The sequence below is a fragment of the Rossellomorea aquimaris genome (assembly GCF_020171925.1).
Lineage (GTDB): Bacteria > Bacillota > Bacilli > Bacillales > Bacillaceae_B > Rossellomorea > Rossellomorea aquimaris_F.
The window spans coordinates 891,219-910,092 of record NZ_JAIVAR010000001.1 but is presented as its reverse complement, the minus strand read 5'-3'; the positions used below and the strand labels follow the sequence as shown (position 1 = coordinate 910,092).

23 protein-coding genes are annotated in these 18,874 nt (G+C 42.3%); 15 read left to right on the top strand and 8 right to left on the bottom strand.

Annotation, left to right across the window (positions count from 1 at the left end; genetic code table 11):
• Nucleotides 1–724: 724 nt before the first annotated feature.
• Nucleotides 725–1,189: a GNAT family N-acetyltransferase gene (locus LCM10_RS04750; RefSeq protein WP_224875020.1), complete on the top strand. Its 465-nt coding sequence runs from the start codon at nucleotides 725–727 to the stop codon at nucleotides 1,187–1,189.
• Between the two features lie 211 nt (nucleotides 1,190–1,400).
• Here LCM10_RS04750 and LCM10_RS04745 read toward each other — a convergent pair whose 3' ends face one another.
• The 7 genes from LCM10_RS04745 to LCM10_RS04715 form a co-directional block, all read right to left on the bottom strand.
• Entirely contained in the window at nucleotides 1,401–1,883 is a 483-nt protein-coding gene (locus LCM10_RS04745) for a hypothetical protein (RefSeq protein WP_224875019.1), read from the bottom strand.
• 138 nt (nucleotides 1,884–2,021) lie between these two features.
• Nucleotides 2,022–2,357 carry a hypothetical protein gene (locus LCM10_RS04740; RefSeq protein WP_224875018.1) on the bottom strand — a complete coding sequence of 112 codons (336 nt, stop codon included), beginning with the start codon at nucleotides 2,355–2,357 and terminating at the stop codon, nucleotides 2,022–2,024.
• Entirely contained in the window at nucleotides 2,347–2,901 is a 555-nt protein-coding gene (locus LCM10_RS04735) for a hypothetical protein (RefSeq protein ID WP_224875017.1), read from the bottom strand. The genes LCM10_RS04740 and LCM10_RS04735 overlap by 11 nt, the downstream gene beginning before the upstream one ends.
• A 3-nt stretch (nucleotides 2,902–2,904) precedes the next feature.
• Nucleotides 2,905–3,354, bottom strand: a complete 450-nt coding sequence (locus tag LCM10_RS04730; RefSeq protein WP_224875016.1) for a hypothetical protein — start codon at nucleotides 3,352–3,354, stop codon at nucleotides 2,905–2,907.
• Complete coding sequence (locus LCM10_RS04725) at nucleotides 3,338–3,493, bottom strand: hypothetical protein (RefSeq protein ID WP_224875015.1); 156 nt, start codon at nucleotides 3,491–3,493, stop codon at nucleotides 3,338–3,340. Before LCM10_RS04725 ends, LCM10_RS04730 begins: the two co-directional genes overlap by 17 nt.
• Nucleotides 3,480–3,869 (bottom strand): antitoxin VbhA family protein, encoded by a 390-nt coding sequence (locus LCM10_RS04720; RefSeq protein ID WP_224875014.1) that lies wholly within the window; start codon nucleotides 3,867–3,869, stop codon nucleotides 3,480–3,482. The genes LCM10_RS04725 and LCM10_RS04720 overlap by 14 nt, the downstream gene beginning before the upstream one ends.
• Nucleotides 3,862–4,029, bottom strand: coding sequence for a hypothetical protein (locus tag LCM10_RS04715; RefSeq protein WP_224875013.1), 168 nt, complete (start codon nucleotides 4,027–4,029; stop codon nucleotides 3,862–3,864). The genes LCM10_RS04720 and LCM10_RS04715 overlap by 8 nt, the downstream gene beginning before the upstream one ends.
• 657 nt (nucleotides 4,030–4,686) lie before the next feature.
• Between LCM10_RS04715 and LCM10_RS04710 the strand changes: the two genes are divergently transcribed.
• From LCM10_RS04710 to LCM10_RS04655, 13 genes are all read left to right on the top strand, one after another.
• Nucleotides 4,687–5,022 (top strand): hypothetical protein, encoded by a 336-nt coding sequence (locus LCM10_RS04710; RefSeq protein WP_224875012.1) that lies wholly within the window; start codon nucleotides 4,687–4,689, stop codon nucleotides 5,020–5,022.
• A gap of 76 nt (nucleotides 5,023–5,098) precedes the next feature.
• The gene (locus LCM10_RS04705; protein ID WP_224875011.1) at nucleotides 5,099–5,812 is read left to right on the top strand and encodes an HAD family hydrolase; all 714 of its coding nucleotides are present in this window, start codon (nucleotides 5,099–5,101) and stop codon (nucleotides 5,810–5,812) included.
• A gap of 184 nt (nucleotides 5,813–5,996) precedes the next feature.
• Nucleotides 5,997–7,376, top strand: a complete 1,380-nt coding sequence (locus tag LCM10_RS04700) for a sigma-54 interaction domain-containing protein (RefSeq protein ID WP_224875010.1) — start codon at nucleotides 5,997–5,999, stop codon at nucleotides 7,374–7,376.
• 314 nt (nucleotides 7,377–7,690) lie between these two features.
• On the top strand, nucleotides 7,691–9,241 hold the full coding sequence (locus tag LCM10_RS04695) for a class I adenylate-forming enzyme family protein (RefSeq protein ID WP_224875009.1): 1,551 nt from the start codon (nucleotides 7,691–7,693) through the stop codon (nucleotides 9,239–9,241).
• Between the two features lie 11 nt (nucleotides 9,242–9,252).
• Nucleotides 9,253–10,044: an enoyl-CoA hydratase/isomerase family protein gene (locus tag LCM10_RS04690; protein ID WP_224875008.1), complete on the top strand. Its 792-nt coding sequence runs from the start codon at nucleotides 9,253–9,255 to the stop codon at nucleotides 10,042–10,044.
• 27 nt (nucleotides 10,045–10,071) lie between these two features.
• On the top strand, nucleotides 10,072–10,194 hold the full coding sequence (locus LCM10_RS20575) for a hypothetical protein (RefSeq protein ID WP_263621366.1): 123 nt from the start codon (nucleotides 10,072–10,074) through the stop codon (nucleotides 10,192–10,194).
• The gene (locus LCM10_RS04685) at nucleotides 10,191–11,690 is read left to right on the top strand and encodes a sodium/proline symporter (protein ID WP_224875007.1); all 1,500 of its coding nucleotides are present in this window, start codon (nucleotides 10,191–10,193) and stop codon (nucleotides 11,688–11,690) included. Before LCM10_RS20575 ends, LCM10_RS04685 begins: the two co-directional genes overlap by 4 nt.
• Nucleotides 11,691–12,059: 369 nt before the next feature.
• On the top strand, nucleotides 12,060–12,647 hold the full coding sequence (locus LCM10_RS04680; protein WP_224875006.1) for a GNAT family N-acetyltransferase: 588 nt from the start codon (nucleotides 12,060–12,062) through the stop codon (nucleotides 12,645–12,647).
• Between the two features lie 34 nt (nucleotides 12,648–12,681).
• Nucleotides 12,682–13,587 (top strand): alpha/beta fold hydrolase, encoded by a 906-nt coding sequence (locus tag LCM10_RS04675; protein ID WP_224875005.1) that lies wholly within the window; start codon nucleotides 12,682–12,684, stop codon nucleotides 13,585–13,587.
• Between the two features lie 163 nt (nucleotides 13,588–13,750).
• Nucleotides 13,751–14,476: an alpha/beta fold hydrolase gene (locus tag LCM10_RS04670; protein WP_224875004.1), complete on the top strand. Its 726-nt coding sequence runs from the start codon at nucleotides 13,751–13,753 to the stop codon at nucleotides 14,474–14,476.
• A 283-nt stretch (nucleotides 14,477–14,759) separates the two neighbouring features.
• Nucleotides 14,760–15,488 (top strand): GNAT family N-acetyltransferase, encoded by a 729-nt coding sequence (locus LCM10_RS04665; protein ID WP_224875003.1) that lies wholly within the window; start codon nucleotides 14,760–14,762, stop codon nucleotides 15,486–15,488.
• 118 nt (nucleotides 15,489–15,606) lie between these two features.
• Nucleotides 15,607–16,179, top strand: coding sequence for a hypothetical protein (locus LCM10_RS04660; RefSeq protein ID WP_224875002.1), 573 nt, complete (start codon nucleotides 15,607–15,609; stop codon nucleotides 16,177–16,179).
• Between the two features lie 127 nt (nucleotides 16,180–16,306).
• The gene (locus LCM10_RS04655) at nucleotides 16,307–16,744 is read left to right on the top strand and encodes a hypothetical protein (protein ID WP_224875001.1); all 438 of its coding nucleotides are present in this window, start codon (nucleotides 16,307–16,309) and stop codon (nucleotides 16,742–16,744) included.
• A 232-nt stretch (nucleotides 16,745–16,976) separates the two neighbouring features.
• Here LCM10_RS04655 and LCM10_RS04650 read toward each other — a convergent pair whose 3' ends face one another.
• Nucleotides 16,977–17,144 (bottom strand): hypothetical protein, encoded by a 168-nt coding sequence (locus LCM10_RS04650; protein ID WP_224875000.1) that lies wholly within the window; start codon nucleotides 17,142–17,144, stop codon nucleotides 16,977–16,979.
• Between the two features lie 236 nt (nucleotides 17,145–17,380).
• Between LCM10_RS04650 and LCM10_RS04645 the strand changes: the two genes are divergently transcribed.
• Complete coding sequence (locus LCM10_RS04645) at nucleotides 17,381–18,862, top strand: phytoene desaturase family protein (protein ID WP_224874999.1); 1,482 nt, start codon at nucleotides 17,381–17,383, stop codon at nucleotides 18,860–18,862.
• Nucleotides 18,863–18,874 lie beyond the last annotated feature (12 nt).

The following is an 18,874-nucleotide window of genomic DNA, read 5'->3' as shown; positions in this document are numbered from 1 at the left end:
GTGCGAAATACGTTTTCCATTATCCTGAAACGCTGAAATGGGGGAGACCAATTACGAAATTTGTGAGGACCGTGTGGAACAGTGGGAGAACGAAGTGGTGTATATAAAAAGCATGATGGCTAGAGGAATTGGAGCAAAGGATTTGATCCACTTACGGAGGTTGTGACTTAAGAAGACTGAATCAATAGGCTGAACGATATAAAGGCTGGATAAGACAATTCAATGGTGTAAAGAGCAATCGACCACTATTTGATTTAGTTTCTATTCTTACATCTGACTAACATCAAAAATCGATGAGACAGTAAACAAAATGATTGTAGATAGTTGCCTGTTCCCTACGGATGCAACCTATGGTAAGGTTAGGTTATCAGAATTTTCCAGGATTTAATCCTTGGTCTATTCACCAAAGGGAGCATATCCAAAGTTTGGTGAAGTTTTCGAATGATTTTATATAGAGTCACCTCTAGTTATGTGAATTAATTGGTTTGAATAAAGAAGATGTTTGTGAAACGGTGACTACACAATATAAATACTTAAAGTATCTATGAATGGAGGAATTCATTATGTCTAAAAACTTTATGTGCGTACCTTGGATTGCATGAGTAAACAAGGTATTAATACATGATTAAATACTATTAATTTAATCACTTTAATAACCTCTGTTTACTATTTTCTACTAGTACTTTGCACATAGAAAATTCGCCTACTAGAACGGAGAGAGACAATGATTAAGTTAAGTAAAGTTGATGAAGTAGAATTTAAGAGGTATTTGGATTTTATGATCCCTGATCATGCTATTGAAATCACAAAAAATTTCAATTTAACTATGGATCAAGCGCTAGAGGAATCAGAGATGATGATACAAGACATGTTTAAGGATGGATTAGCAACTGAGGGACAATACTTGTACAAGATCATACAGGCTAATTCAAAGGAAAAAGTGGGAATTCTATGGTACAGCGTAATTCCTGAAACAAATTCAGCATACTTGTATCATATATTTATAGACAAACATCATAGAGGTAAAGGGTTCGGGACTTGTACCATTGAAAAGCTTCAAGATAAGCTTAGAGAAAGTGGTGTGGGTTCAATAGGGTTAAGTGTGTTTGGGAAAAATGAGGGTGCTTATCGATTATACAAGAAATTGGGTTATTCAAATACTAGAATATCAATGGAGAAAACCTTATAAGTAAATTGTTAAATCAGATAGACGTTTTTCTTAAGGAGAACGTCTATTTGATTTGGTCTAATTCCGGAAAAGAGAGAACGATTGTTGAATGACTAAGGGTACCTATTTGGGGCGGTGTTCCCCTTTTTGCATTATCATCAATACCATTTAAAGTAGTTTTAAATTAAGGGACAGGTTCTGCATTCCAGCAGAACCTGCCCCAAATTTGTAACTAATAATGATTCTCCATAAATTCCTCTCCATCATCATCTTCCAAAGGCTCAAACGGCTCCCAAATAAATTGCCGATAAAAAGAAGTCACCAAATAGCAATTCGCCGCGATAAACGGCCATATGATCGGAACGCCAAATCGTTTTACAGAAAATAAGCCTGGCTCTATGAATAAGACGATTCCAGCTTGTACATAGAAATACAAAAGAACAACGCCTATTCCCTGAATGACCCTTTTCATGATCCGGTATTCTACAATAATACAATTCTCATCCCAATCGAAACTATAAAAGAATTCATCCATTTGCCGGTGCATCCCTTTTCCTACTTGAATGGATACGGTAGCAAATACACTGTACGTTGCCAAAGCGATAAAGATACTTCCACTATTCAACCACTGGTACGTCATCGAGTACAAAGCGGCAAAGGCCATGACCGCATACAAATAGGGCCGACAAGCGTGTTCGATGGATTTTATCATCATTTCTAAACCATTCCCCTTTCTAACTAGAAGGGGGGTAACTTCCCGCCTTCTAGTCATGACGTCCTCACACGCTTAGCAATAAGAGGAGTCTACATCTGTTTTGTGTCTCGTAAACGCTTATTTATAGAGTGTCCTACTTTAATCTAATTCGAAATGCCCTCCGCAATGTTCGCAACGAGGACGTCTTGTGTCAGTCATTTCCCAACAGTTCACACATTCAGTCGTGGTCAACGTATCCCGTACCGTATAAGTCGGTTTGTTCAAGGGTAAGAAGTGCATGCCTAATCCTTTATACACTTGCTTCATGATCTTCTGCGTCTTCAAATCCTTGGTCCTATGAAGTTCTTCAAGGGGTAAATAACCTAGCTCGATCATATCCGCTGTATCGGACCAGTTCCGCTCTAATTTACCGCTCTCAATTAACTCGATCATCCCTCCAGCTACTCTAGCTGCTAATTCCTGTTCATTCGTCATGGTCTTTCCCTTCTTCCAATTTCTTTTTAACGTATGTGGGCAGGTCTTTTGAGTATCCTTTTTTTTCACACCAGTGATAGAAGCTGATCGTTGACCCTACTGTATCCTTTATAAATTCGCTATAGAGTTCGTTTCTGTATTCTAATAGAGTAAGAACTTCATCTTCGGACAATCCGGTCCCATAAGCAATTTCATCGTGAGGGATGAAAAAACCAACTAATCGAAAGGCGATACGATACCGCTCTTCGGTTACTTTGTTAACTGTATCCATCGTATTAATCCTCCGATATCGTGTGATCGCTCTTTCCAGTAATACGTCCAGTTTACTTTCGAGCAACTTGATCTCTCTTGTAGTTTTACAGTGTTTAATATCTTGTTTTATGCTTTTAAAAATAAATTTCTCTTCGTTGGTTAAGTAGTTCATCGGTATGAACGATCCTTGCTGTGCAATCCGTTTACACTCTTTCAGGAACTCAATTTTTTCTGGAGAGTGTTGGTCCTTTAACAGTTCATTAATGATTTCTATTTTAGTTTCTTTATCCATTACTTAGTCCCGCCTGTAAATAATGTCACTGAACGTTTTAGCTTCGTAATCCTTTTCCAACACTTCTTCCCAAAACGTTTCAAGGGTTCCTAATTCTACTTGCTGGCTAATCATTTCAATGATGGTCACTACACCAGCCATCTGTGTCTCAGGGCTGAACCCGAAGAATTCTCTCATTGCTTTTGTCCCAATTTCACTATAAGACGTACGAAAGTCGTGGAGCTTCAATTCTTTTAAAAGGTCCAGAACGTTTTGCTTATCTTCTTCGAAATCATCGCCTCTAATTTTTGAAATAGCTTCACTGAAATCTAAGTACGTTACAGCTTCCCTGACAAATGTCCGAAGGGGGCTTGCTGCAGAGGAGTAATTGTGTTTTACGTAACTAGCTTCACGAACGATGCTGTTGTAAGAACCCAACTGTATTTGTTCCAACATCTCAAGCGATTGCTTCAAGTTGGACTTCCTCCTTTTCACTGAGTCGTTCAATCCGTTTATCAGTGAGTTCGCACACTCTGTCGTAATCGTCTTCTACCAGGGCTTTTGCAATCTCGGAGTCTAGGTACATGAGCGTTCTCTCTTTACTCATCATCATCGGTTACCGTGTCCTTTACTTTGATCGCACGAAGTACTTCATCTCTGAATTGATCGTCATCCATCTTTTCGACTAAACTGCGACGAACAAGATCATCCATTGCTGAAGTCACTTGAAATCCTGACAATTCAAGATTCGCTTTTGCGTTACGCATTGCCCGTTCAAGTTTTTGTTCCATCTTTTCGTTTTCGTTCTTCTGAACAACCTGTTCAATCGCCGCTCTCACATCCTTAACCGTGATCCCCTTGGCGTTCATTTCCTGAATAAAGGGCATCCAGTTATCACCTTTTCCTAATACCTTTTCCCAAAATTCCATTGATTGAGGGGTGCTGAATGTCTCCATCTCATCCAACACACGTTTAACTTTGTTATCCATCTCTCCGTTCTCCTCTCGATTTACCTTTCGCAATCAGGCCGAATAACCTACGCTGATAAATCTTTGCCTCAGCATGGGTCCTAGACGCCACCAATTTCTCAAGGTAGTCATGGTAGAGCTTCTCTTCCTTTTCTGTTAGGTAGACAGGTCTATCGTCCAACTACAGCAGCTCCTTTTACTTTATTTTTAGTGGGTTATGATATTTTTGGTTGCCGATGGCTCGGCTGGATGTTTATGTATATGAATTAATAGTTTACCATAAACGTTAAGGTATGGTAACAAAGACCTGGTTGGATTTTTGGTGGGGGTTTTTGATAGTGGTTTTGGGGGAGTGGGGGAGGTACTTTTGCGGTATGTTGAAAAAGAGAGAAGAGTTGGAACCCATCAAAGCGGTATATGCATTTTTATTTTTATGGGGTTAGTAGGAAGGTGATTGGTGTTTTTTTATGGTAAAATGAGGTAGTGCGCTTAAGGGCATTTTTCTTGAGAAAACGGTACTGAATAGCTTAATGAAATGGAAGTATTATTGTTTAAAAGAAGAGAGAATATGAATCAACTGAAACTTATGTAGTTAGTTGAGGGATACATACGCAATTGAATCTAGCTTCTACTATCAATGTTTACGAAGTGAGAGATCAATTACTTCGCGAATCTTTAGGAAATGCTGGGTTTGGATACTTTTGTGGGACTCGAGATGGGTTTCAATAAAGGCAGGTCATGTCCACTGGGTCATACTTAGTGGAAGTGTGGTCCTCGTGCAGCGTAACTAAAGTTTAAGTATCGGCAGGTTGACATTATTTAATGGGAGATGAGTTTATTGGAAGAGTTACTTCAAGCCTTTAAAGATAATAGCTTTATAATGAAAAACGAGACAACCAAAGGGATTGAATTTGAAAGTTTACACACAAATGAAATCGTTTACTTATTGCCATATAAGGAAATCACAGTGGCGTTAAACCCGGTCACGGTAGAGAATTCCTTCTTGCTGAAAAAGACAGCAAAGGGGTTAACCCATAGTACTGCATTGAAGAGATATCCTAAAAGAATCAATACGGGAGAAACTCCAATTCCTTTTGGATATTCTTATAAATTCCACTCAATCGAAGAACTATCTTCGTTCCTTAGGGAATTTAACCTACTTGCAGTTGAATAATCGGCTGCATGGGGACGGTTCTCTTGCTTCCGAAGCACAAGAACCGTCCCCATGTTTCCAGAAGAAAGGTGAAAAAATGAAAAAAATCAGCTTGCTTCTATTTGATCTAGATGATACGTTGCTTGATAATTCTTCATGGTTTGATAAGGGATTAACTCAATGCCTAAGCAAACATCCACTCACAATTAATGTAGATACAGTATTGTTTTTAGAACTAGTAAAAAAGCCACCAAGATCTTTAATCGATAAATTGATTTCTGGAGAATACAATACAGTAGAATTTAAGAGAGCCAGATGGAAGTATGCACTAGAACAATTCAATTTAACTACTGACATAGAGACCTTAGATCAATTGGATACGCTTTTTTATAAAACCAGTATGGATTATATTACTGTTAATAAATCGGTATTGTGTTTACTCAACGATTTAAGTAAAGAGTATGAACTGGGAGTTGTAACGAATGGTTTATATGATCCTCAACAAAAGTTGATGAACATGGGATTAGGAAAACGATTAAATAGTGACAAAGTCTTTCACGCAGAACAATTAGGTTATAGAAAACCAGACCCCCGAATCTACTCTAAAGCTCTAGATTACTTTAACAAACAACCGAGCGAGACATTATTTATCGGTGATTCTTGGACCCATGATGTAGTGGCACCTATGGAAAATGGCATGGAAGCCATCTGGGTGAATTCTAGAAATGTATCACCATCAACATCACATATGCCATACGCAATTGTTTCGGAAATAATGGAAATACGAGATCTTCTGCTTAGTAAGAATTAAGCTGGAGAATGAGCCACGGGGACAGTCATCGCGGCTCTTTTTGTTTTGAAAAAAGGCCGGAGTACCTGTCCCTGTGAATCCCTTGTGTTATTTCTGTCTATTTTAAATTTTCAGATTAATAATACTTAAACCCTACTAATCATGCTACTATAATAGATAGAAAGCTATAAAAGGGGATGGTCTTATGAGGGGTACCGAACTGTTTATTAATGACCACTTGCTTGATCTCATTTTTGAGAGTGCTTATTACGGGATTGTGATTGTGGATCGCGATGGGATGATCCAGTACATAAGTAATAACTATTGTGACTTCTTAGGGGTAAACCGGGATACGGTGATTGGCAAGCATGTGACGGATGTGATTGAAAACACCAGAATGCATCTGATCCCGCGGACAGGGCAAAAGGATATGGCCGATGTGCAGATGCTTCGGGGAGAGTTCGTCATCGCCAATCGCATTCCGATCATCGAAAACAATGAAATCCTTGGGGCGATCGGGACGATCCTTTTCAGGGATCTGGATGATTGGAAGAAAATGAACAGTCATATCAAGGATGTCCTTTCAGAACTTAACTATTATCGCAATGAATGGGAAGCCGAAAATGGCCTTAAGTATTCCCTGCATGATCTAATCGGACATACACCAGAGGTCACCGGGTTAAAAGAACGTGTGAAACGGGTGGCGAACGGGGATATTTCCGTCCTCCTCAGGGGAGAGAGCGGGACCGGAAAGGAGATCCTGGCCCAAAGCATACATAAACTGAGTGAGCGGAGCGAGAAGCCATTTGTGAAAGTCAATTGCGGTTCGATTCCGGAGCATTTACTCGAATCGGAGCTTTTCGGGTATGAGGAAGGTGCCTTTACGGGGGCGAAAAAGGGAGGGAAGATCGGGAAGTTCGAGTTTGCGGCCGGCGGGACGATTTTTCTGGATGAAATTGGGGATATGCCGCATCACATGCAGGTAAAGCTACTGCGTGTCCTGCAGGAAAAGGAATTCGAGCCAGTGGGGGCACTGCAGCCTAAAAAGATTAATATTCGTGTGATTGCCGCGACGAATCGTCCACTGGAAAAAATGATTGAGGACAAACTCTTCCGCGAAGATTTATTTTACCGTATCAATGCGGTTCAGCTGTTCATCCCTCCGCTGAGGGCGCGGACGGAGGATATTCATTTGCTGGTTGAACATTTTCTTAAAAAAGTGACGGCAAGGATCGGAAAGCGTGTCACCTCTGTTTCCCCGGAGGCACTATCCATCATCGAACAATATGATTGGCCGGGGAATATCAGGGAGCTCGAGAACGTCATTGATGCAGGGGTCCATCTCTCAGACGGTGAAGTAATGGGGATTGAGGCGCTGCCGGAATACTTGATAAACAGCAAGACGACCAAGATGGAAAAGCGAAGTTTGAAGAGTATAATAGAAGAAACAGAAAAGAAAGCAATCGAAAGGGCTTTAAAACAGTACGGTTACGATAAAAATAAAGCTGCTGAATCGCTTGGAATAGGGAATTCCACGATCTACGATAAAATAAAAAAATACGCTATTACCGATTGTGTTGAATAAATCCGGGAGCTCGGAATCTTTTCCGAGCACCCGGATTTTTTTCTTTTTATTCACATTCAATGTTCTTAAAGGATTTACCTGCTCTGATAAGTATAAAGAAAATTCAGAAAAGTAAAACATATTCTTAGGATTCGGAAATTACTATGGCTGCCAACTCAATTAAATCAAGTGAATAGGGGATTTTCCTTTTTGGCACGAATCTTGCAAAGAGTATTTGTAAAGGGAAAGAGAAAGGAGGAAAGCTTGTATAAGAGGAAAAGGATTGCACATTTACTCAAAATTGTATGCGCTTACATACGTGAGGAGGGAGTCTATTGGATGTCGGATATTTTACAAGAAGAATGGCGAACGATTTGAATCCCCAGAACCGATCTAAAATTGCCATTCGAGAAGAGTCGGGAAATTCGTGGACATACAAGGACCTTCATAGGGTATCGAATGCTTATGCCAACAAGCTTCGTGAAATGGGCGTGAGAAAAGGGGACCGCGTTGGGATTCTGCTCTATAACTGCCTGGAATATTTCGGTCTTTATTTCGCTGCTGCGAAGATCGGGGCGATAGCGGTCCGGCTTAATTTTCGGCTTTCAAGCAAGGAGTTTGAATACCTGCTGAACGACTCGGATACAAAAATACTTTGTTTTCATTCAGACTTGGCCAGTGAACTGGAGCCGGTACGTAGCGGAGTCTCGGTACAGAGGTATATTTGTCTTCAAAATGAAGACGGGAACAGTCCAAGCTGGGCTGAAAGATGGCGGGTTTTAGAAAATGGGTCGACTGACGAACCGAGGTCTGAAACGATCAAATTGAACGAACCGGTCATGCTGATGTATACGTCCGGGACGACGGGCAGGCCCAAGGGTGCGATTTGGACCCATGAAACGACATTTTGGTTTTCATCGATGCAGGCATTAAAGTGGAACTTCACCGGAAATGAAATCGGCATGACGACCGGCCCGTTGTATCATGTGGGGGCCATGGAGGATATCGCCTTGCCCATCCTGATGATGGGTGGAACGGTCATCATCACAAGAAGCCAAGGGTTTGAAATCAGCAGAATCCTTGGGGTGATGGAAAAGGAGCGTGTGAGCGATTGTTTTTTATTCCCCTTCATGATTTATGAAATGTTGAATGATCCGGATTTAAGTAAGTATCAGCTGAACGAGTTGAAGACGATTTACACAGGTGGAGATCCTCTCATGCCCTGGGCGCTTGAAAAGTTAAAGGAGCATTTCCCGCATATAGGGGTCGTTCAGGTATACGGTCTGACGGAAGGAACACCGATCGCCGCATCCTTGAATCCAGAGGATGTGTTTACAAAAGGTCATACAGTTGGAAAGCCTCTGCCTCTAACGGAGATTATGATCATTGATGACAATGGGGATGGACTCCCTGCAGGGGAGGTTGGGGAGATTGCGATTAAGAGTCCTGCTGTTTCAGCCGGCTATTGGAGAAAACCTGATGCCACACGGGAAACGTTCGTAAACGGGTTTTGCCGAACAGGGGATTTGGGTCGGTTCGATCAGGATGGCTACTTGACGATTGCAGGCAGGAAGAAAGATATGATCCGGAGCGGTGGCGAGAATATCTATGCCGCTGAAATCGAGGATGTACTTTACCGGATTGACGGTGTAAGGGAGGTCTCCATCATCGGAGTCCCTGATCCTCACTTTATCGAAGCGGTTTGTGCCGTTGTCGTGAAAGATGAGGGAGCCGAACTAACGGAACAAGAAATCATTGATTATTGTAAAAATCAGCTTGCCAGCTATAAGAAACCAAGGAAGGTCATTTTTGTAAAAGAATTACCGCGCACACCATCGGGGAAGGTGCAGAAATTTATTTTAAGGAATCAATACAGCCATGCGTAAGGAGGGATAGGATGAAAAAAATCCAGGTTGTTTCATGGTCAAAACAGCGATGTATTGCCACGGTCACGATCGATAATCCGCCTGTGAATGTGCTGAGTGCAGAGGTCATCGAGCAATTGTCGGTTGCCGCGGATGAAATCGGGAGCGATTCCGAGGTAAAGGTTGTCATTCTGACCGGGGCCGGTAGTAAGGCATTTGTTGCGGGAGGGGATATTAAGGGTTTTCCTGACTGGACCGGCAAAGGGGTGGAGCTGGCCAAGCAAAAATCACTTTGGCTGCAGGAACCACTCAATAAGATTGAACGGCTTCCCCAGCCGACGATTGCGGCGATCAATGGCTTCGCACTAGGAGGAGGCTGTGAACTGGCTTTAAGCTGTGACATTCGGATTGTGGAAGAACAGGTCAAGATCGGCCTTCCTGAAATAAAACTAGGCTTGTTCCCGGGGGCTGGAGGGACGCAGAGACTGCCGAGGCTTATAGGGAAAGCAAGGGCAAAGGAAATGATTTTTACCGGAGAGCCATTGACTGCTGAAGAGGCGAAACAAATTGGCCTTGTCAATCACGTTGTTCCAAAGGGCGGGGCATTGATAAAAGCCGTTGAGCTTGCAGAAAAAATCAGCCGCTATTCATCTCCATCCTTGTCGTTTGCAAAACGCTCGATTGATCACGGATATGAGCAGCATGTGGATGAAGGGCTTGTCACTGAAGCTGAATATTTCGGCCAGGTTTTTCAAACGAAGGATGTGAAGGAGGGGGTTGAAGCTTTTATTGAGAAACGGCAGCCGAACTTTGTTGACAGGTAATATACAAATTTGAAGGGGGAGATTGACTTGTTTGGATTATCACCGCTATTGACATTCATGTTATTTGTATTTTGGCCAGGTGCCATTGTAGCAGCAGGCATCTGGGGAGCCGTGGCGTTCAAGAATAAGGAAGAGGAGGATGTTTCATGATATTAGCCATTGGGATTATCTATTTGCTTGTGATCTTGGTGATCGGACTGCTTTCGATGAGGCATCAAAAGGATATGGATACGTTTTATACAGGGGGGAGAAGGTTCGGACCATGGCTTGTGGCGCTCGCCGTCTCTTCCACGACGATGTCGGGGTACGGATTTATCGGGCTGACTGGACTCGTTTATGAACATGGTTATGCGATCTTCATGATCGGAATTTTTGCCACGGCAGGGATCTTCGTCAGCTTTCTAGTCTTGGCAAAGCCAATGAGGAGGATCACACAAAAATTCGGGGCATTGACGATCCCGGATCTCTTGGAAGTCCGATATAACAGTAAGGCCATCCGCGCGATCACCGCCCTCGCGATATTAGGGGGCGCGATCGGTTATCAAATGGCTCAATACAAAGCACTTGGGAACATGCTGCAAACCGTTCTTGGCGTGGACTATAAACTCGCATTGTTCATCGGTGTGGCAATCTTGACCGTTTACGTTGTCGGAGGAGGAATGATCAGCGCGGTCTGGACGGACTTCATCCAGATGATCGTTATGGTGGTGGGTGCTCTAATTGTCTTCATCGGAGGAATGAAAATGGTGGGTGGTATGTCCCAGCTTAACTCGGAGCTTGCGGGGATAAATCCTGATATGGTGCAGGCCTTCCATACAACCGGCCCAATCGGTATTTTCGCTTTTATTTCATATTTCTTCATTTATGTCATCGGCCATCAAGGACAGCCGCATGTTGTTTCAAAGTTCTATATGATCAAGAAACTTTCCATGCTGAAATGGGCGTGCATCATTGCTGCAGGTACCTATGGACTTACTGCATTATTATGGTTTGTCGGCCTTTACACAAGAGTCATGGTTAATCGAGGGGAAATGGCCGTGCCATCCTCTCCTGATATGGTGGCACCGATGTTTATCGAAAACTTCTTCCCACCGGTGATTGCCGGATTGATCTTCGCCGCTGTCATGGCCGCGATCATGTCGACAAGCGAAGCATTCCTGCTGGTTGCAAGCTCATCTATTGTAAGGGATATCTATCAGCAGATTATTAAAAAAGGTGAAAAACTTCCGGAAAAGAAAGAACTGTCCTTATCCAGATGGTTTACATTGGCCATCATCGTTTTGACATTCCTGCTTTCACTGAATCCGCCCGATCTCGTCGGATGGCTCGGCAACGCTTCTTGGGGGATCTTTGCCGCCTCACTGGTACCGGTATTAAGCATCGGAATCCTTTGGAAGCGTGCCACTCGAGTAGCTGCCATCTGGTCATCGGCCCTCGGATTCATCTTCAGCATTGGTCTCTATATTTTAAAAGTGAAGGGTGTCTATGTTCCTGCCCTTGATACCGGAGCGATCGCGATGATGATCTCGACTGTTTCGTTGGTCGGAATCTCGCTTGTAACAAAACAAGAAGCCAGTCCGATATTTGAGAAAGGCTCTAAAGATAAAACAGCCGGGGAAGACCCGACCGCAGCTAACTTTTCTTGATTGTTGGTGGCAGGTGCTTTTGCGCTTTGGAGCGTGGGAAGTGCCTGTCACTTTTTTGTGGGTTTTGAGGCGCGGGTGAGCCGCGGGGACAGGCACCGCGGCTCTTTTTGTTGGATTGAAAGCAGAGAGGAGTACCTTTAAAGCCACTGAACCTGTCCCTTTGGATCTCGCCTGTGCTCTCTTCGGTGCTCCAAGAGAAGACGGGAAATGAGGTCGCAGGACCAAGAAAGCAAAATTCCTTGTTGGGTCATCTTTAGGTGAAGATACCCTTGTACTTTTGATAAACAATGTCGAAAGTATAAGGGTATTTTTACTTTATATGGTACAATTTGTATAACGAAAGATAAAGTAATGTTGGAGGGAGAACACATGTTTAAACTTAAAGTAAGTGAAAGAATCAGTCTAGGGTTGTTACAACCTCATCATGCGGAAGAAGTCTATTCTTTAGTGGATGCGAATAGAGAACACCTTAACGAGTGGCTTGGATGGGTTCATAACATTAAGTCAGAAGATGATTATCGTGAAACGATCATACCTATGTGGTTAAAGCAATTCGCAGATAACGACGGTTTTAACGCAGGAATAGTTTATGAGGGTAAAGTAGTTGGGATGATCTCCCTTCATTTCATTAATTGGAAGACAAAGCATACAAGTATTGGATACTACCTATCAAAGCAGTATGAAGGTAAGGGGATTATTTCAATGTGTGTAAGAGCACTGCTTGACTATGCTTTTCATGATTTAGAACTTAATAAAGTTGAGATACAATGTGCTGAAGCAAACACTAGAAGCAGGAAGATACCTGAACATCTAGGATTTAAACAAGAAGGCATTCACCGTGACGCTGAGTTTATAAACGGACATTATAACGATATTGTCACTTATAGTTTGCTTAGAAAAGAGTGGCAAGAAAATCAAAATAAGAAAGATGAAAGACGTTTACAACGTACAAAATAGAAGGATTACAGAATAATAGATAAGGGGAAAGAAAATGGAAAAAACATTAAACGGGAGATTGATGAATATCCGGGGGAAAGATTTGTATGTAGAAATTCATGGTTCGGAAACTAACACTCCTTTACTGTATATTCATGGAGGGCCTGGTCAAGGATGTTATGATTTCTCTTATCATCAGGCAGAGAGATTACAGGAAGATGTTAGACTCATCTCGGTTGACCAGAGAGGTGTTTGCCGCTCTGAAGGTATAAAAGAGGAAGAGAGCTTCTCTGTACATGATATTATCCTAGATTATGAGGAACTTAGAAAAGAATTAGGGATTGAAAAATGGGCGCTGTTAGGGCATTCTTTCGGAGGCTATTATAGCCTTTTATATGCGACTGCTTTTCCAAATTCAGTTAGTCATCTCATCTTTGAATGCCCCACTTTTGATTCTAGACTCTCGGCGATCAGTTTATTACTAAAAGCCTCAAAATTATTTATTGAAGTGGGAAACGAAACCTTGGCAGAGAAATGCCTGGAATTATCAACTTCAGAAAAATCAGCTAAGGATTTAATGATGGAGTTTGTAGATTTGCGTCCTGAGTTAGGTGAAAGGGGCATAGAAATACACATTCATAATTTTGAACATACAACGGATTATTCATACTATACAGACGATGAATGGAAGCAGTTTCACGGAAAAAGCAATGTTCATAATGAACGATTGTTTGAGGAAAAAGAAGTATTCAATTCGTTACTTCCAAGACTTAAAGAAGTGACACAGCCCGCTCTTTTAATTAATGGCAAATATGATCCCGTAACATGTGATGAACAGAAAAGAGCCTTTCGGGAAGATGTCAAACATGGTGAGAGTATCACACTACAAGAGAGTGGTCACTTTCCTCACTTTGAAGAGCCAGAAACATTCAAGAACGTTGTGCTTAACTTCCTAAAATAGATTCATCATTGGTACAAAAATTAATTGGAAATTACAACGAAAAACTTCTGATAAACCTAAGCATTCAAAGATAAAATTAAAGCAGAGGAACGTTTGCTTTAATTTTATTTTTATTTTCTGATTTATGGATACTCATTACTAGGAAATGAGAGGAATGAAATGAATGATCAAAGAACGATACGTCCCAATAAGTGGTGGGGAACTATACGTGAAATTGGTTGGAGAACACAATGGGAAACCAACTATTGTGATGGATGCTGGGTATGGGGATTATTCCAAGGCATGGGATTCAGTGATCGAGGATCTTTCATTGCTCTCTAATGTCCTGATTTATGATCGAGCGGGGCTCGGGAAAAGTGGTAACAGTTGTAACCCCAGGACAAGTACTGAAATGGTAAAGGAATTGAAACAACTTTTGATTGAAGCAAAGATTGCCCCTCCTTACCTATTAGTTGGCCATTCATTCGGTGGGGTGAATATGCGGATGTTTGCAACTGAGTTTGAACAAGAAGTGTGTGGCCTTATCCTGGTGGATTCGACGCCTGAAGAGTATAGAGAACGATTTCTCCCGACGATGTCGCAGGATTTCCAACAAGCATACAACAAGCAATTTATTTATGAAGGCAATTATGATGAGTTTATGGAAAGCTTAAAGCAGTTAAAAGAAACGAAGCGTCCATTAGATGTGCCCCTAATCGTACTTTCTGCCGGCAAGAAAGCTCATTACTCAAAAGAATCACAGGATTTATGGCATGACATGCAAAGGGAGATGCTTGAGATTTCCTCTGATGGTGAATGGGTGATTGCTGAAAATAGTGCTCATTATATACAACGTGATGAGCCGGAAGTAGTCGTTCGTGCGGTGAGAAAGTTGATTGGTAGTGGTTGAGAATCGTTGGTGAGAACGTTTGCAGAAACAGGGCTGTTGCTTGTTAATCGAAGGGTGCAGGAGAATGGTAAATAATATTAAATCATATACCTCTATAAGTAAATAGGGACGGTTCCAATCCTCCTCTTTCACAAATTGCAAAGGTGTATCGCCTGGTATGCCTTGTTTCTCAAACATGTAAATGAGAAACATCCCCGAATAACGAATTTAAGCAATAACTGAAGATCAGCTAATTGATTCTGTTTACCCATTTTCCAGAAGAAGGGTGGAAGGAGGAATATGGATGACTCAGAAAGATCTTAAATATCGAGTGTATGCTAATTGGGCTAAATTTTTTGGATGTGATATTTCAGAATTACTGACTCCTACCGTGTGTGTACGCGAGCATTCAGAGAGTTTAAATGGATATAACGGTATTTATTGTTTCAACAATGGAACCTCTTGCATCATATCCGCTCCTGGTCAATTTGTAACGAAGGTAGAACGAGCGGTAAGTAGCCTCGGACCCGACCAAGCCTTCGATGCTGAATTACTTGGTCATGCAATTGGCGATCAACATAAAAAAATCATAGGACCGGCATTTCAAGGGTATACAGATCGTGATAGATTTCTTCAAGCCTCTTCCTCATCAGTGGTTGATCTTAAGACTGACCAACACAAAACGTTACTGGAACAGCTGCGTGAATCATGCACAGAAATCGAGTGGCAACATAGTTCCATAGATGAAGAGAAAAGTCCCATTCTATTACGGGTTCTCAATGATAAAGCAGTTGCAGCAGGTTCTTGGCGAGAAGGAGAATCAGGCATTCTAAGCATCGGGATTATTAGCCATCCTGCTTATCGAGGTAAAGGTCATGCAAAGGCAGTTGTCAATGCTCTCACAAATCGAGGAATAACAAGTGGTGCGACCATGCACTATCAAACACTTGAATCGAATTCATCATCGGTTGCTGTTGCTCAGTCTTTAGGATATGAGCGTTTAGGTAGGACCTTGGCAATTAGAATGAGCTAATGAATCATAATCCGAGAGCATTATTGAACGTACGTTTACGTTTGCTGTAAAAACATCCATCCATGAAATACTACCGCAACTCTACGTTGGATCACTAGAAATTGTAAGGAGGTATCATGTGGAAAATAACAGAATAGACCTTGAGTATCCATTACAAGAAAGAGATTACATGAGTCTCTTTATGAATAGCCCTACTGTCAAGTCACTAAAGTGGTACGTATTAGGGGGGATGCTCATTTTAATCCCGATTTTTCACTTATTAATGAGCATTTTGAATACGTCCACAAATAGAGAGCAGGTTGAAATATGGGATCCTTTTTCTATTGTTTTGATTTTCTTTTTATATATCGTAACTAGTTTAGTTGGACTGCGAAGGCTCAAATCAAAGGCGAGGATACAGGGGAAAGCCAACTATGAAAGATTATATGGTGGGCGACACTTTTTACTTACTTATGATCGAGCGGAAGCAGAGTTCTTCCTCCGTAAACAACAAGTACGAGTTCCAGTAAACAAAAACCTGAGCGTGTATTCTACAACGAAGAATTATTTCTTCTATTCCGGTAAAGGAATGAACGGAGCCATCTTTTTAATTCCGAAGGATGGTAGTGAGCAGCACAAGGTGGGACTTCAAGCTATTTTGGATGACTTAACGATGAAAAAGGGAATGGAGATTCGTGAGATGGAAGTTTGATATTAACTAAGGGCGGTGTTTGTTGAACTAGCAGACACCTTTAATGGTTTCATAACAATAACCTTTGGTAGAGGAAAGAATCCTTACCTAACATACTGGAGGTAAAGCCACGCTATTGGGAGGTAAAATGAAAAGTATAAAAATACTACTGTTTTCCCTATTTATCCTGCATACAATGTTCGCTACTGGCTGCTCCAATGACGTTTCAAATGTGGAACAATATATAGAGGTTCGAGAACATATCTATCCAGATACAAATGAGTATAAGAATATGAATGAAATCAGTAACAACAAACAGGTCCGACAGGTTAGAGAAATATTAAATGAAGCAGAATGGGAAGAAAAAGTAGTGGATATGCCCAGGTTTGCTGATTTCCGATTTACATTTCAATTTAAAGACTCTGATATTGAAGCAAAATCCGTACTATACCAACTCTGGATTAGTCCCTCTTTGAAAACAGTAGAAATCGTAAAAGGACAAAGCGAGTATACGCATCTAAATGAAAAAAACTCAGCCATCTTATATGAAGGGTTAACTGGAGAGAAATTATCTGAGTTGGAATAACTGGGGTCTGTCCTTGTTTGCTTTTCTCGTACTTGGAAGCATAAGAACCGTCCCCATTAACGTTTCTAAAAGCTGGAAAAGAAAAGGTCTCTATTTTTTTTAGGATTATTGAATGAGCACATCGTAACAACTCCACTTTTAACATCTCATGTCAACCAGGGTATAATGTTGGCAACTACAAGGCAGCATGGGGGCGGTTCTCTTACTTCAGAAAGCATAAGAGCCGTCCTTTTTAATTCCCTCTTTTACTTTTTCCTCTATTGAATACATACATAAGGAAGAATCCCAGTGTAATCCCTCCGCTCGATAGAAGTATGTACGTGAGGTCGTGCTTACCGATCATGAGTAAAAGGATAAAAACAATGACTCCAACTGTGAATGGGAAATACCAGCGGTTCATCTGATCACCTCTTTTACATATGTTTTTAGGAAATATATGTGGTGGTGCTTTTTTGGGGGGTATAAGGGACTATGCCCGGTTGTTAGGGAAACTATTCTTGTGAGTGAATGACTTCATTGGGACAGGTAAAGAGTCAGCACATCAGCAACACCTTCATTTTTATCATCCCATGTCATTAAGGGTATAATGATGGCAACGAACATTGCGTGCGGTAAGCAAGGAACGGAGGTGATCCCATGTCTAAGTCGGTTTGTATAATTGGTGCAGGCGTAGGTGGATTAACGGCGGCTGCCTATTTGGCGAAAGCGGGGTATAAGGTGACGGTCCTTGAGAAGGCCACGACCGTTGGTGGTTCAGCGGGATGGTATGTTCGGAGTGGCCGGAAGTTTCCGACAGGCGCAACGATTGCGTTCGGGTTGGAGGAAAAGGGCTTGTTGAGGACCTTGTTGAACGAGCTGGATATCGACCTGCCTGCGGAAGAACTGCTCCATCCCATGGATGTCGTTTTGCCGGAAGGAAAGGTTTCGATTGTTAAAAGTCCAGCGATGTGGGAACAGGAACTGACGGAAGCATTTCATCCGAGAAGTGAGGATGTGCTAAGGTTCTGGGACACCCTTCAACGAATAAGTGACGATGTCCTGGCTGTGACTGAAAGCGGGGTTTCGCTGCCTATCAGGAAACGATATGACTTGGGAAGCTTGCCTCGTCACGCTGTACGGCACCCAAGGTCGATGGCCCGCTTGGCACGATATGCGCTGTATACAGTGGAAGACCTCATGAGGAAGTATCATCTTGATTCGTATGAACCACTGCGTCAATTACTGGACTCCCAGCTTCTTGATGCGGTGCAGACGGATGTGAGGGAGGCGGCCTTGCTTCCATCAAGTCTCGCTCTGACGATTTACCGGAGAGGCAGTTTTTTTATCGAGAACGGCATGGGCCAGCTGGGAAAAGCACTGGCACAACGGATTAAAGATCTCGGGGGCGAGATCGTGAAAGTGTCTCCCGTTGAAAGCCTTGTGTATGAAGAGAGCCGGAAACAGTGGAGTGTAGTAAGCCGCAAATGTACGTCGACCTTCGATTTTGTGATCAACAATTCGGGCATCTCCTTTGGGGAGGGAACGAGCTATGAGAGCGAGGACGAGTTTTCCTGGGGGGCTTTTCGAATTGATGCCATTTTGTCTAGGGAAGGGTTGAGCGATTCGTTAAAGGACAGGAAACTTCCTTTCGCTTATCAAATCGTTCCGAGTCTGGATTCTCCCAATCTTCGGGCAAACACCCATGGGCCAGTTTATGTTACCTTTAATCATGCTGTTGACCGGAAAGGTGAAACGGTTGAAGGGGAAGTGATGATGACGGTTTCGCTGCATACTGAATTAGAAAGTTGGTCGGGGTATACAGAGGATGAGTACAAGCAAATCAAGGAAAGGGTCACAGAAGAGATCCTCGAGGAGATCGAGAAGGTCATCCCGGTAAAAGAGAATCTGCTGTTTGCGGAAGCGGGGACTCCCCTGACCTATGAGCGCTATATCGGAAAAAGGAGCGTGGGGGGCTTTCCGCTCACCGTTCGAAATGCCATCACCAAGCCGAAAAGTGTCCGGTCTTCACTGCCACAGCTATACATTGTCGGTGAACAGGTCTTTCCGGGGCCGGGAACGTTGTCTTCGGCTCTTAGTGGGTATTATGCGGCGAGGAGTATAATGAAGGAACATAAGTGAAGGTGTCGTCTA

Excerpts from the sequence above, each read along its gene's own strand:
- LCM10_RS04750 (WP_224875020.1), top strand. The coding sequence starts at position 725 with ATGATTAAGTTAAGTAAAGTTGATGAAGTAGAATTTAAGAGGTATTTG.
- LCM10_RS04745 (WP_224875019.1), bottom strand. The coding sequence starts at position 1,883 with ATGATGATAAAATCCATCGAACACGCTTGTCGGCCCTATTTGTATGCG.
- LCM10_RS04740 (WP_224875018.1), bottom strand. The coding sequence starts at position 2,357 with ATGACGAATGAACAGGAATTAGCAGCTAGAGTAGCTGGAGGGATGATC.
- LCM10_RS04735 (WP_224875017.1), bottom strand. The coding sequence starts at position 2,901 with ATGGATAAAGAAACTAAAATAGAAATCATTAATGAACTGTTAAAGGAC.
- LCM10_RS04725 (WP_224875015.1), bottom strand. The coding sequence starts at position 3,493 with ATGATGATGAGTAAAGAGAGAACGCTCATGTACCTAGACTCCGAGATT.
- LCM10_RS04720 (WP_224875014.1), bottom strand. The coding sequence starts at position 3,869 with ATGGATAACAAAGTTAAACGTGTGTTGGATGAGATGGAGACATTCAGC.
- LCM10_RS04705 (WP_224875011.1), top strand. The coding sequence starts at position 5,099 with ATGAAAAAAATCAGCTTGCTTCTATTTGATCTAGATGATACGTTGCTT.
- LCM10_RS04700 (WP_224875010.1), top strand. The coding sequence starts at position 5,997 with ATGAGGGGTACCGAACTGTTTATTAATGACCACTTGCTTGATCTCATT.
- LCM10_RS04690 (WP_224875008.1), top strand. The coding sequence starts at position 9,253 with ATGAAAAAAATCCAGGTTGTTTCATGGTCAAAACAGCGATGTATTGCC.
- LCM10_RS04685 (WP_224875007.1), top strand. The coding sequence starts at position 10,191 with ATGATATTAGCCATTGGGATTATCTATTTGCTTGTGATCTTGGTGATC.
- LCM10_RS04680 (WP_224875006.1), top strand. The coding sequence starts at position 12,060 with ATGTTTAAACTTAAAGTAAGTGAAAGAATCAGTCTAGGGTTGTTACAA.
- LCM10_RS04675 (WP_224875005.1), top strand. The coding sequence starts at position 12,682 with ATGGAAAAAACATTAAACGGGAGATTGATGAATATCCGGGGGAAAGAT.
- LCM10_RS04670 (WP_224875004.1), top strand. The coding sequence starts at position 13,751 with ATGATCAAAGAACGATACGTCCCAATAAGTGGTGGGGAACTATACGTG.
- LCM10_RS04665 (WP_224875003.1), top strand. The coding sequence starts at position 14,760 with ATGACTCAGAAAGATCTTAAATATCGAGTGTATGCTAATTGGGCTAAA.
- LCM10_RS04655 (WP_224875001.1), top strand. The coding sequence starts at position 16,307 with ATGAAAAGTATAAAAATACTACTGTTTTCCCTATTTATCCTGCATACA.
- LCM10_RS04650 (WP_224875000.1), bottom strand. The coding sequence starts at position 17,144 with ATGAACCGCTGGTATTTCCCATTCACAGTTGGAGTCATTGTTTTTATC.
- LCM10_RS04645 (WP_224874999.1), top strand. The coding sequence starts at position 17,381 with ATGTCTAAGTCGGTTTGTATAATTGGTGCAGGCGTAGGTGGATTAACG.